This window comes from Pseudomonas sp. LARHCG127 (genome assembly GCF_052871455.1).
The window spans coordinates 270310-284333 of record NZ_JBIXJT010000009.1; the positions used below are offsets into that span (position 1 = coordinate 270310).

Consider the following 14024-nt stretch of genomic DNA (forward strand, 5'->3'; position numbering starts at 1 on the left):
TTAAGCCGCCTGCGCCACGCAGTGCTCGATCAGCGCTTCCAGTTCCTCCTGGTACGCACGCATCAAACCCTCGACAGTCTCGGCACGGTAGCGGCGGGTGCTGAAGATGCAACGCAGCGCCAGGCGCCCGTCGTACACCTGCCCCACCACTTCCAGCCAGTTACCGAGCGCGGCATGGGAGCTGTAGCAGCTGCCGTAGCTTTCCGCCGCCGGCACCAGCAATGCCTTGTCGTCGAAGCTCTGGTCGAACTGCCCCAGGTAGTTGAACGTCACCCGGGCCTGGGGCGCACGCCCCAAGGTGGCGGCCATCGGCTCGCCGCTCATGTAGCGCAACACGCCGTAGCCCAAGCCCTTGTTCGGCACCGCGGCCAACTGCCGCTGCACCGCCCGCACCGACGTGCCGATATCGGCTTCAGGGTTCGGGGCCAGTCGCACCGGGAACATGCTGGTGAACCAGCCCAGGCTGCGGCTCAGGTCGATGTCCTTGACCAAGTCCTCGCGACCATGCCCCTCCAACTGGATCAGCACCGAAGGCTGCTGGCTCCAACGGCACAACACCCGACTCAGCGCCGCCAGCAACACGTCGTTGATCTGCGTCTGGTAGACCGCCGGCACTTGTTTGAGCAACTGCTGGGTGTGCTGCTCCGACAAGCTCAAATGCGCCACCGACTGGTACTGCACCTGGTTCTTGCCCCGCTGGTTGTCACACGGCAACTCGCTGCCCGGCTGGTCGATCTGTTCCAGCCACCAGGCTTTTTCCTGCGCCGGATAATCCAGCGCATAGGCTTGCAGGCCCTCGGCCCAGGCCCGGTAGCTGCTGGTGCGAATCGGCAGGTTCGGCGCCTGGCCCTCACTGTAGGCCGTATAAGCAGTCTGCAAATCCTGCAGCAGCAAACGCCACGACACCGTGTCGATGACCAGGTGATGAATGACCATCAACACGCGGGTTTCACCGTTGCCCAAGGTCACGTGCGCTGTGCGCCACACCGGGCCGTTGTGCAGATCGAGGCTGCGTTGCACCTGTTCGGCGTACAACTCCAGCTCAGCCTCATCGGCCACGCTGTGCTGCCACAGCAAGGGTTCGCTGGCCCACTGCGCCTGCATGTCTTCCAGCGCCTGGTAATGCTGCAGGTGACGTCCGCCGGCTTCGCTGAAGCGCAGGCGCAAGGCGTCGTGCTGCTGCATCATGCCGCGCAACGCCAATTCCAACGCCGTCAGGTTCAACCCTTGGCGGGCCCGCAGCATCAGTGCCTGGTTGTAGTGATGGGGTTCGCTCATGCGCTGGTCAAACCACCACTGCTGGATCGGAATCAGGTTGAACTGCCCTTCGGCGGCCACCTGGGTCACATCCTCGGCCGTCACGGCGCGCGTGTTCGAACGCTGGTCGAAAATCGCCTCGATGGTCTGGCCACGCATCAGGTCCCGCAACTTGAGCTCCATCTTCAGTTCCGAATGGTTGCGTACCCGCGAGACCACTTGCAGGCTGAGGATCGAGTCACCGCCCAATTCGAAGAAATTGTCGGTGATACCCACCCGCTCGACTTGCAACACATCAGCCCAGACCTCGGCCAACAGTTGCTCATCGCGGTTGCGCCCCGGCACATACTCGCTGCCCTTGAACTCCGGCTCCGGCAGGGCCTGGCGATCGAGCTTGCCGTTTGGCGTGACCGGCAACGCCTCCAGGCAGATCACCTGGGCCGGCACCATGTAGTCCGGCAATTGCGCCCGCAGCTCGGCCTTGAGCCGATCGCCGATGGCCACGCCATCGGGGGTAACCACGTAGCCGATCAGTTGCTTGCCCGAGGCGCTGTCCCGGGCGATCACCAACGCATCGCTGACGTCGTCCAGTTGCCGCAGGCTGGCCTCGACTTCCCCCAGTTCGATGCGGAAGCCCCGCACCTTGATCTGGTGGTCGATACGCCCGACGTAATCGAGCACGCCGTCGGCGCGCTGGCGCACCAGGTCGCCGCTGCGATACAGGCGATCGCCCGGCTGGCCGAACGGGTCCGGCACGAAGCGCTCGGCACTCAGGTCCGGGCGACGGTGATAACCACGGGCGATGCCCGCGCCACCGATGTACAACTCGCCGGCAATGCCCGGCGGCAACGGGTTGAGGTGGTCGTCGAGCACATACAAGGCGCGCTCGCCCACCGCACGCCCGATCGGCGCGTAGGCGGCCTCGCAACGTTGGCTGGCCGGCACCTTCCACAACATGGGTGTGACCACGGTTTCCGTCGGGCCGTAGCCGTTGGTGAAGAATCGTGGGCGCAGCGCCGCCTTCACTTGCTCGAAGGTCTGGTCCGGCACCGCATCGCCGCCGAAGCAGTACACCCGCACCGGCGGTGGCGCCAGTTGGCTGTGGGCGGCGTATTCGGCCAGTTGCTTGAGGTAGGCCGGCGGGAAGCAGGCGATGGTAATGCCATGGCGGTGCAAGGCGTCGAAGGTCTGCTCCGGTGTCCACAGCGCGCCGTCGCGAATCACCAGGGTGCCGCCGCTGAACAACGTGCTTAGCCAGCGTTCATGGGCACCGTCGAAAGCGAACGACATGAAGTGCAGTTCACGAGTGTCCTCGTCCATGTCATACAGCCCGGCGATGGCCTGGCAGTGCATGCTCATCGGCCCGTGCGCCACGGCGACACCCTTGGGTCGACCGGTGGAACCCGAGGTGTAGATCAGGTAGGCCAGGTTGCCGCCGAGCAAACCGCTGCGCGGCGGCAAGTCGCTGTAGCCACGGCTGTCGAAACCGTCGATGGCCAGGCGCGGCAAACCGTCGAGATCCGGCAAGCGCCCCTGTACCCGGCTGTGGGTCAGCAACAGCGCCATGGCCGAATCTTCGATCATGAACGCCAGGCGCTCGGGTGGATAATCGATGTCCAGCGGCACATACGCCGAGCCGCTTTTCATCACCGCCAGCAGCGCCACGACCATGTCCACCGAACGCTCCAGGGCCACGCCGACCACCACTTCCGGACCGGCGCCGAGTTCGATCAAGCGGTGGGCCAGGCGGTTGGCCCGGCGCTCCAGTTCGCCGTAACTCAACGAATCGTCGCCACACACCAGCGCCGTGGCCTGCGGTCGCGACTGGGCATGCCGGTAAATCAGCTCTGGCAACAACTGCGGCTGATGGCAGCCATTCGGCGCCGCGCTCCATTGTTCGAAGGCCTGCCACTGTTCCACCGACAAGCGCTGCAAATTGCCCAGGCACGCGTGGGGTGCATGGATCATCGCTTCCAGGGTGTCTTCCATCGTCCGGCGGATGCGTTCCACCGCTTCGACACTGAAGGCGTTGCGCAGGAACAGGTACTCGATGGACAGCGTTTCGCCCAGGTTGACCGCCAGGTCCATCGGGAAGTTGGTCACGTCATGATTGCGCGACTCGCCGAAGCTCAGGCCGGTGTCCTGCTGCTCGCCCAGGCGTTCGTCGATGGGGTAGTTCTCGAACACGATGATGCTGTCGAACAAGCCCTGCCCGCCGAGGCCCGACCAACGCTGGATGTCCGCCAGTGGCGCATGGGAATGCTCACGCAGGTCCAGGTTGTAGGCCTGCAACTGTTGCAGCCATTGATCCAGTGGTTGCTCGGGATCCAGGGTCTGGATCACCGGCAAGGTGTTGATGAACAGGCCGAGAATGTTATCGGCGTTGACCAGCCCCGCCGGACGCCCGGCGACGGTGGCGCCGAAGACCACGGTGTCCTGCCCGGTAAAGCGTTGCAGCAACAGCAGCCACGCCCCTTGGATCAAGGTATTGGGGGTGATCTGCAAGGCGCGGCAGGCCTGTTGCAGGCGAGCGGTCTGCGTCACGTCCCAGCGCGAATACAACGCCTCGTGCCCCGGCAGTGCCTCGACATGCCGGGGGAACATCGCCTGGTTGAGGGAGGTCGCCTGCTCCAGGGTATCGAGTCGGCTGCGCCAGAAGCGCTCCAGCGCACCCTGGTCCTGGCGTTGCAGCCATTCGATGAACTCGCGATAGCGACCATTGCGGTTGGGCACCTGCCCGTGGGCGTAGAATTGCAGCACTTCACCGAACAACCGCGAACTGCTCCAGCCATCCATGAGGATGTGGTGGCAGGTCCAGATCATCTGGTAGCGATCATCTTCCAGGCGCAGCAACAGCACCCGTTGCAGGGGCGCGCGGCTCAAGTCGAAACCGGCCAGGTAGTCGGCGGTCGCCCGGGCGCTGATCGCCTGCTCGCTGATGTCCTGTCCACGCCAGTCTTCGACCTGCAGCGGCAATTCAACGTGGCGATGGACGATTTGCACCGGCGCGCTCAAGCCATCCTGCCAGTGGAAACTGGTGCGCAGGATGTCCTCGCGCTCGATCACCGAGGTCCAGGCCCGGGCGAAACGCTCCGTGTCCAGGCCATGCACCGGCAGGCAGATCTGGTTGATGTACAAGCCGGAGCTGTCGTCGGCCAGGGTGTGGAACAACATGCCGTCCTGCATCGGTGACAGCGGATAGATGTCCTCCACCTGCGCCACCGGCACCGGCAGGCCGTTGAGTTGCGCCTGGCTCAGGCGCGCCAGCGGGAAGTCGGAAGGTGTCAGGCCCAGGTGCCCGTCGGTGCAGCAGTGGTCGATCAGTTGCTGCAACGCCACCGCGTAGGCATCGGCCAATTGCTGGAGCGTGGCCTCGTCGAAGACATCGCCACTGAAGGTCCAATCGAGGGACAACTGGCCGTTGAAAATCCGCCCGTCGATGGTCAGCCAGTTGCCCAGCGCCACGTCGTCGCCGTGCCCTGCGCCACTGCCCTCCTCACTCGGCACGAACAGCGCCTGTTCATCGAAGCTCTGGTCGAACTGCCCCAGGTAGTTGAAGGTGATGCGCGCTGGCGGCAGTTTTGCCAGCCGTTGCTGGACCGCTTCGGCACCGAGGTAACGCAGCACGCCATACCCGAGGCCCTTGTTCGGCACTGCGCGCAGTTGTTCCTTGATCCGCTTGATCGACTCGGCCGGGTCGCTCGCCGGCGTCAGCAACACCGGGAACAGGCTGGTGAACCAACCGACGGTGCGACTCAGGTCGACGCCCTCGAACAGCTCTTCGCGGCCATGGCCTTCGAGCTGCACCAGGCAGGCCGGTTGCCCGGTCCATTGGCAGACCACTTGCGCCAATGCGCTGAGCAGCAAATCGTTGACCTGGGTGCGATAGGCCGTCGGCGCTTGCTTGAGCAAACGCTGGGTCTGGTTGGCATCCAGGCGCGTGCTCACCGAACGGCCATGGGCCGCAGCCTGGCTGCCCTCGGGACGGGCCCGTGGCAATGGCGGCAGAGGCTGGTCCAGTTGCCCGACCCAGTAATCCAGTTCCTTGTTCAGGGTTTCGCTGCGGGCGTAGTCCTGCAACCGGGCGGCCCAGGCCTTGAACGCCGTGGACTTGCCCGGCAAGGCCGGCGCCTGGTTCGTCCGCAATTGGCGATAGACGTTTTGCAGGTCTTCCAGCAGCACCCGCCACGACACGCCGTCCATGACCAGGTGATGAATCGCCAAGTGCAGACGCGCACTGCCGTCCTGCACCGCGATCAGGCTGCAACGCAGCAACGGGCCGTGTTGCAGGTCGAGGCTACGTTGCGCCCGGTCGGCGATGGCGACGATTTCGGTGGCATCCTGCGCAGTGCGCTGCCAGATCTCCAGGGGCTGCTCATCCATGGCCTGGTGGCTGGCGCGCCAACGGCCATCGTCGGCCTGGGTGAACCGCAGGCGCAAGGCATCGTGATGGGCCACCACGTGAGCGAGGGCCTGTTGCAGGTGCGCGATGTCCAGCGGTTCGCGCGGGGTCAGCAGGACCGATTGGTTCCAGTGATCGCGGTGCGGGATATCACTGGCGAAGAACCAGTGCTGCATCGGCACCAGCAGGCTGTCGCCGGTGACCGGCCCCTGGTCGATCAGCCCTTCGTCGGTGGCGGTGGCGACCCGCGCCAGGGCCTGGATGTTCTGGTGCAGGAACAGGTCCTTGGGGGTCAGGCCGATGCCTTGGGCACGCGCCCGGCTGACCACCTGGATCGAGTTGATCGAGTCGCCGCCCAGGGCGAAGAAGTTGTCGGCGGTGCCCACCCGCTCGGCGCCGAGCACCCTTTGCCAGATCTCCACCAGCGCCCGCTCGATGGCGTTGACCGGTGCGGTGAACACCTCTTGGCGCTCGGCCAGGTCCGGCGCCGGCAACGCCTTGCGGTCGAGCTTGCCGTTCGGGCTCAGTGGCATGTGTTCCAGGCGGGTCAGGTGCGTCGGCACCATGTGTTCCGGCAGGCTCAGGCGCAAATGGGCCAGCAGCGCTTCACGCAATTGGGACCAAGCGCCGGTTGCCTCGGCCTGGGCGACCACGTAGCCGCTCAGCACCTTGCCGCTGCGGCTGTCCTGGGCCACCACCACCGCTTCGCGCACCGCCCCGTGTTCGAGCAAACGTGCTTCGATTTCCCCCAACTCGATACGGAACCCGCGGACCTTCACCTGATGGTCGATCCGGCCGATGTAGTCGATCACCCCGTCCGGGCGATAACGCGCCAGGTCGCCGGTGCGGTACAGCCGCTCGCCGGCCACGAACGGGCTGGCGACGAAACGCTCGGCGGTCAGTTCGGGACGGCGATGATAACCGCGGGCCAGGCCCTGGCCGCTGAGGTACAGCTCGCCGTTGACGCCGCTCGGCACCGGGTTCAGCTCATCGTCGAGGATGTAGGTCATCAGGTTGGCAATCGGCTCGCCAATGGGCACCGCATCGCGCCCTTCGTCGCGGCAGGTCCAATGGGTCACGTCGATGGCCGCTTCGGTCGGACCGTAGAGGTTATACAGCCGGGCATTGGGCAACTTGGCGAACACCTGCTGCTGGGCATCCACCGGCAGGGCTTCGCCGCTGCAGACGATGCGAGCCAGGCTGGTGCAACGGCTGACGTTGGTGTCGAGCACAAACGCTTGCAGCATCGACGGCACGAAATGCAGGGTGGTGATGGTTTCCCGTTCGATCAGGCTGACCAGTTTTTGCGGGTCGCGATGATCGCCCGGTGCCGCGACGACCAGGCGCACGCCGGTCATCAACGGCCAGAAGAACTCCCAGACCGACACGTCGAAACTGAACGGTGTCTTCTGCAGGACGCTGTCACCGGCCCCCAGGCCATAGGCCTGTTGCATCCAGCACAAGCGGTTGGTCAGCGCGCCATGGCTGTTGCCGGCGCCCTTGGGCTTGCCAGTGGAGCCGGAGGTGTAGATCACGTAGGCGAGGTTCTCGGCGACGGCCCGGCGTGGTGGGTTGTCGGTGGCATTGTCTCGCAGCCAGTCGTCGTCCCCATCCAACACCAGCGTCTTGACGCCGCCCCCTGTGGGAGCGAGCCTGCTCGCGAAGAGGCCATCACATTCAACATCAATATCGACTGTCAGGCCGCTATCGCGAGCAGGCTCGCTCCCACAGAATTGATTGAGCAATGAGCTCTGGGTCAGCAGCAACTCGATGCCACTGTCCTCGATCATGTAGGCCAGGCGCTCCGGCGGGTAGTCCGGGTCCAGCGGCACGTAGGCGCCGCCGGCCTTGAGGATCGCCAGCAGGCCAACGACCATTTCCACGCTGCGCTGCACCGAGATGCCCACCAGCACATCCGGGCCGACACCGCGGGCAATCAAGGCGTGGGCCAACTGGTTGGCGCGGGCGTTGAGCTGGGCATAGCTCAGCGACTGCCCTTCGAACACCAGCGCCTCGGCGTGGGGGTCACGCTCGACCTGGGCTTCGATCAACTGATGCACCGGGAGATGGTTCGGGTAATCGGCGAAGGTGCGGTTCCAGTCCTCGACGATCAGGCGCCGCTGCGCCCCGTCCAGCATCGGCAGTTCGGCGATGCGCTGGGTCGGATTGGCGACGATGGCGCGCAACAGGTTCAGCCAGTGCTCGCCGAGGCGGGCGATGGTGCTCGGCTCGAACAGGTCGCTGGCGTAGGTCAGCGCGGCGCTGAGGCCATCGGCGTATTCGAAGGTGTCCAGGGTCAGGTCGAACTGGGCGGTGCCTGCATCCCAGGTCAGTTGCTCCAGGTTCAGGCCCGGCAACGCCGACAGGTCCCGGCGGGCATCGCTGGCATGGTTGAACATCACTTGGAACAACGGCGTGTGGCTCAGGTTGCGCGCTGGCTCCAGCCGTTCCACCAGTTGTTCGAATGGCAGGTCCTGGTGGGCCTGGGCACCCAATGCGCGTTGCTTGACCTGATCGAGCAACTGGTCGAATCGCAGGTTGCCGTCGATGTCGGCCTTGAGCACCTGGGTGTTGACGAAGAAGCCCAGCAGGCGCTCGGTTTCCACCCGGTTACGGTTGGCAATCGGCACGCCGACGCGGATGTCGTCCTGGCCGCTGTAGCGGTGCAACAAGGTCTGCAAGCCCGCGAGCAAAAGCATGAACAGCGTGCTGTTGTGCTGCTGGGCCAGGCGCTTGAGGCCTTCGGCCAACGCCGGTTCGATGACGATGGGCAGCCGTGCGCCGCGATAACTTTGCTGGGCCGGGCGCGGATGGTCGGTCGGCAGTTCGAGAATCGGTTGCTCGCCGCCCAACTGCTCGATCCAGTAATCGAGTTGACGCTGCTGCTCCCCCGCCGCCAGCCATTGCCGCTGCCAGTGCGCGTAGTCGGCGTACTGGATCGGCAGCGGCGCCAGTTCCACGGCCTGGCCCTGGCTGAAACCTGCGTACAACTGCAGCAGGTCGTCGACCATGATCTGCATCGACCAGGCGTCGGAGACGATGTGGTGCTGGGTCAGGATCAGCACATGGTCATCAGCGCCCAGTTGCAGCCACTTGACCCGCAGCAACGGGCCGCGCTGCAAATCGAACAACTGCCGGGTTTCGGCTTCGATCAAGCCGCGCAAGGCCTGGTCATCGACAGTGGCGTCGATTGATTCGACCGCCAGGGCCAGCGGCGCCGGTTCGTCGATCACTTGCAGGGGGCGCTCGTTGTCGAGCACGAAGCGGGTGCGCAGGCTCTCGTGACGCGCCACCAGGGCATCGAAGCTCTGTTGCAGCGCGACACGGTCGAGGGCGCCGCGCAAACGCAGCGCTGCCGGAATGTGATAGGCGCTGCTGGTGGGCTCCAGTTGCCAGAGGAACCACTGCCGTTGCTGGGCGAACGAGAGCGCCAGCGGCTGATCGCGAGGGATGCGTGGAATGCTCGCTTCATCGTGCGCCGATGCCGTGCCCATGGCCTCGACAAACGCCCGCAGGCTGTGATGGCCGAACAACAGGCGCAACGGCACCTGGATATTCAGTTGCTGGCGGATCCGTGACATCACCTGGGTCGCCAGCAAGGAGTGGCCACCCAGTTCAAAGAAACTGTCCTCCAGGCCGACCCGCCGGACCTTGAGGATATCGGCCCAGATCGTCGCCACCGCCTGCTGCGTGGGCGTCTGCGGCGCGACATAGGTTTTCTGCCATTGGCTGGCATCGGGCTTGGGCAATTGCTTGCGATCCAGCTTGCCGTTGGGCGTCAGCGGGAAGCGCGGCAACAGCACCACATGGGACGGCACCATGTAGTCGGGCAGGTTGGCCTTGAGCCGTGTGGTGAGGCTGTCGCGCAGGCCGCTCTGGGCGGTGGCGTCCAGGTCATTCAGCTCGGCGGTTGGAACGATGTACGCCACCAACGCCTGGCCGCCTGGCGCGTCCTGGGCCAGCACCGCCGCTTCGCGGACACTGTCCTGTTCCAGCAGGCGCGCCTCGATCTCTCCCAGCTCGATGCGAAAGCCGCGGATCTTCACTTGATGGTCGATGCGCCCGAGGTATTCGAGGACACCGTCGGCACGCTGGCGCGCCAGGTCACCGGTGCGATACAGACGCTCGCCGGCGACAAACGGATGGGGCACGAAGCGTTCGGCGGTCAGCGCCGGGCGCTGGAAATAACCACGGGCCAGGCCTTGGCCGCCGATCAGCAATTCCCCGGCCACGCCATAAGGCACCGGCATCAGGTCGGCACCGACGATGTACAGCGTGGTGTTGTCGATGGGCCCGCCGAGCCACGGTTGCGCGGCCTGGGTTTGCAACGGGTGCAAGGCCGACCAGATGGTGGTTTCCGTCGGGCCGTAGAGGTTCCACACTTCACCGCCGAGGGCGAGCATGCGCACGGCCAGTTCCCGGGGCAACGCCTCGCCCCCGCACAGGCATTTGCAGCCGCGCAGCCCCTGGGCGTGTTCATTGTCCAGCAACATGCGCCAGGTCGACGGCGTGGCCTGCAGCACATTGACCTGCTCGGCCGCGATCAATGCCAACACCGCGTATGGGTCCTGGGCGATCTGTTGGCCGGTCAGCACGATGCATGCGCCGACCATCAGCGGCACGTAGATTTCCAGGCCGAAAATATCGAACGAGAACGTGGTCAGCGACAATGCCCGATCCTGGGCCGTCATGCCCGGTGCCTTGGCCATGCTCGCGACGAAGTTGGTCAGCGCGCCGTGGCGCACCATCACGCCCTTGGGCTTGCCAGTGGAGCCGGAGGTGTAGATCGCGTAGGCCAGGTGTTCCGCATCCAGGCGCGTCGCCGGCGCCTCGCAGCTATAGCCGTCGAGCCAGTCACTCTCCTGGTCCAATACCAGCGTGGAGCGAGCCTGCTCGCGATAGCGTCGGCACACCCAACATCGCCATTGACTGAACCGCCGCCATCGCGAGCAGGCTCGCTCCCACAAGGTACCGAGAATTGATTGAGCAACGAGCGTTGGGTCAGCAGCAGCTCGATGCCGCTGTCTTCGATCATGTACGCCAGGCGATCCTGGGGGAACGCCGGGTCCAGCGGCAAGTAGGCGCCGCCGGCCTTGAGGATCGCCAGCAGGCCCACCAGCATGTGCGCGCTGCGCTCCACGGCAATGCCCACCAAGACGTCGGAAGTCACGCCGAGGCTCTGCAGTTTCCCCGCCAGTTGATTGGCCCGGGCATTGAGTTGGCCGTAGCTCCAGCGCTCGCCGTCGATCACCAGCGCCGGAGCGTCCGGGGTGCGCGCCGCTTGTCTTTCGAATAGTTGGTGGACAAAACCCGCCTCGGGCGCCGGCACCGCGGTGCGCTGGCTGTCGTCGAGCAAGGCCTGGCGCTCGGCCGCGTGGAGCAACGGCAATTCACCGATGCGCTGTGCCGGGTCGGCCACGATGGCGCGCAACAGGTTCTGCCAATGCCCGGCCATGCGTGCAATCGTCTCGGCGCCAAACAGGTCGGTGGCATAGATCAGCGCAGCCGAAAGGCCTTCGCCATGCTCGACGGTTTCCAGGGTCAGGTCGAATTGTGCCGTGTGCGAGTCCCAGCTCAGCCCCTCGACTTTCAACGCACCGACCGGCCCCTCGCCCGCCGGGCCTTGGGTCCGGTGGTTGAACATCACTTGGAACAGCGGGCTGTGGCTCAGGTTGCGCTCAGGCTGTAACGCTTCCACCAATTGCTCGAACGGCAGCTCCTGGTGAGCCTGGGCGCCCAGGGCTGTCTGTTTCACTTGTTGCAACAAGGCGCCAAACGCATCCTCGCTCTGCACATCGCTGTCGAGCACCTGGGTATTGACGAAAAAGCCGATCAGGCGCTCGGTCTCGACCCGGTTGCGGTTGGCCGTCGGCACGCCGACGCGGATGTCGTTCTGGCCGCTGTAGCGATGCAGCAGCGCCTGGAACGAGGCCAGCAAAATCATGAACAGGCTGACGCCCTCACGCTGGGCCATGTGCTTGAGGTCGCCGGCCAGCACCGCGTCGATGGCGAGCTGCAGCCGCGCGCCGCGATAGCTCATCACCGCCGGACGGGGGAAGTCCGTCGGCAGCTCCAGCACCGGTTGCTGGCCCCCCAAGCGTGCGGTCCAGTATTCCAACTGGCGTTCGCGCTCGCCCGCTTCCATCCAGTGCCGCTGCCAGATGGCGTAGTCGGCGTACTGGATCGGCAGCGCCGGCAGTTCCAGCGCGCGGCCCTGGCTGAAGGCGGCGTAGCCGTTGACCAATTCCTCGACCATCACCTGCATCGACCAGCCATCGGCAACGATGTGGTGCAAGGTCACGATCAGCACGTGGTCATCCGCCGCCAACCGCAGCAGGCGCGTGCGCAGCAGCGGCCCCTGTTGCAGGTCGAAGAGCTGGCGGGTTTCTGCTTCGATCAACCGGCGCAGCTGCGTCTCGTCCGGCAATGGTTCCAGGGTGTCGGCCTGCAAACGCACCGGCGCCGCCGCGTGCACTTGCTGCACGACCTGCTCGCCATGGATCTGGAAGGTGGTGCGCAGGCTCTCGTGACGCGCCACCAACGCCGTGAAACTCTGCTCCAGGGCAGCGATGTCCAGCGGCCCGCGCAAGCGCAGGGCCGTGGGCATGTGATAGGCCGCGCTCTCGGGGTCCAACTGCCAGAGGAACCATTGCCGTTCCTGGGCAAACGACAGCGACAACGTGTCGAACTCGGCACTGACAGGCGCAATGGGCAGGTTCGCCGGGGAAACGTTCTCTTCGAGCATTTTCTGCAAGTACAAGCGACGTTTTTCCAGCGGCAGCGTTATGAAGCGCCTGGCAATACGTTGTGCGACAGCGGTGTCCATCAAACCTCCTCAAATTCATCGAGCAGCGCTTCAAGCTTGCTCAATTTCGACGTACTCATGGGTTCGCCGGCAGGCTCGAGTTGCGCCACGAACGCGCCGAGTACCGGGAATTGGAAAATCAGTTGCGGGGTCAAGGCCAGGCCCAGTTCCAGTTGCAGGCGCGAGACCACGCTCACCACCAGCAGCGAATGCCCGCCCAGCTCGAAGAAGTTGTCGCCCAGCCCGACCTGCTCGACCTTGAGCACGTCTTGCCAGATCGCCGCGACCTGGCATTCCAGGTCGCTCCGGGGCGCCAGGTAAGCCGATTGCAGGGCACGGGTGTCCGGTGCCGGCAAGGCCTTGCGATCGAGCTTGCCGTTGGGGGTCAGCGGCAAGCGGTCGAGGCAGACCCAATGGGTCGGCACCATGAAGTCCGGCACCTGGGCCGCCAGTCGCGCCTTGAGTCGGTCGCCCAGGCTGGCCGAATCCAGGGCGCTGTCCTGGCCGACCAGGTAGGCCACCAGGTTCGGTCCGCTCACGTCGTCCCGCGCCAGCACCACCGCATCGCGCACCTCGGCATCGGCCTGCAGGCGCGCTTCGATTTCCCCCAGTTCGATGCGCAGGCCACGGATCTTCACTTGATGGTCGATCCGGCCGAGGTACTCGATCACCCCGTCCGCGCCATAACGCGCCAGGTCACCGGTGCGATACAGGCGACCGCCCGCAACGGGGGCGAACGGATCGGGAATGAAGCGCTCGGCGCTCAGGGCCGGTCGCTGGTGGTAACCACGGGCCAGGGAATCACCGGCGATGTGCAACTCGCCGACGGCGCCCACGGCGCAAGGCTGCAATGCCGCATCCAGCACGTAGGTGCGCACGTTATCGATGGGACGACCAATGGCGATGATTCGCTCGGCGTCGTCCTCGCTGTCGCGCACCACGGCATGGCTGCTGGTGTCGATGGTCGCTTCGGTCGGGCCATACAGGTTGCGCAGTTCACCCTCGAACAGCGCCATGACCTGGCGCGACAGGTGCGCGCTGAGGGCTTCGCCACCGCACAGCAGCAGGCGCAGGGAGGCCAGCTGTTCGCGGGTCGCCACTGGCAGCAACGCCTGCAACAGCGACGGCGCCATTTGCAGCACGCTGATGCGCCACCGCGCCACGTCGGCCCAGAGGGTGGTCAGGTCGAGGTTCAGGTGCGGGTTGGCGAGCACCAGTTGCGCGCCGCTCATCAACGGCAGCCAGAACTCCCAGACCGAGGCATCGAAACTGATCGCGGTTTTTTGCAGGACGCGGTCGGCGGCCGTCAGTTTCAAGCAACCTTGCATCCACGCCATGTGGTTGCTCAGGGCGGCATGGCGCAAGGTCACGCCCTTGGGCTTGCCGGTGGAGCCGGAGGTGTAGATCACATAAGCGAGGTTTTCGCCGTCGATGACCACGCCAGGGTCGCGCTCGCTGTAGCCGGCCAGCCATTGCCCGGGTTGATCCAACAGCAGCGCGGCCACGGCAGCGTTGCCGAACAGCGGCAGCACCTCGGTTTCGGTGAGCAGCAAGGCGATG

At 65.3% G+C, this 14024-nt stretch carries 3 protein-coding genes (1 of these 3 running past the window's edge); all 3 read right to left on the reverse strand.

The window, feature by feature from the left end:
* Tightly spaced (each overlapping or abutting the next), the 3 genes in view from ACIPQ1_RS17710 to ACIPQ1_RS17720 form a layout consistent with a single transcriptional unit that may run on beyond the window.
* Positions 1-10473, reverse strand: coding sequence for an amino acid adenylation domain-containing protein (locus ACIPQ1_RS17710; protein ID WP_446534534.1), 10473 nt, complete (start codon positions 10471-10473; stop codon positions 1-3).
* The gene (locus ACIPQ1_RS17715; protein ID WP_446534521.1) at positions 10407-12485 is read right to left on the reverse strand and encodes a condensation domain-containing protein; all 2079 of its coding nucleotides are present in this window, start codon (positions 12483-12485) and stop codon (positions 10407-10409) included. Before ACIPQ1_RS17715 ends, ACIPQ1_RS17710 begins: the two co-directional genes overlap by 67 nt.
* Positions 12485-14024: the final stretch of a non-ribosomal peptide synthase/polyketide synthase gene (locus ACIPQ1_RS17720; RefSeq protein WP_446534522.1), read on the reverse strand. Its footprint extends 9548 nt past the window's final position; the window shows 1540 of its 11088 coding nt (coding positions 9549-11088); the start codon falls outside the window, past its right edge; its stop codon occupies positions 12485-12487. Before ACIPQ1_RS17720 ends, ACIPQ1_RS17715 begins: the two co-directional genes overlap by 1 nt.

Coding starts and splice junctions, on each gene's coding strand:
- ACIPQ1_RS17715 (WP_446534521.1), bottom strand. CDS start 12,485: ATGGACACCGCTGTCGCACAACGTATTGCCAGGCGCTTCATAACGCTG.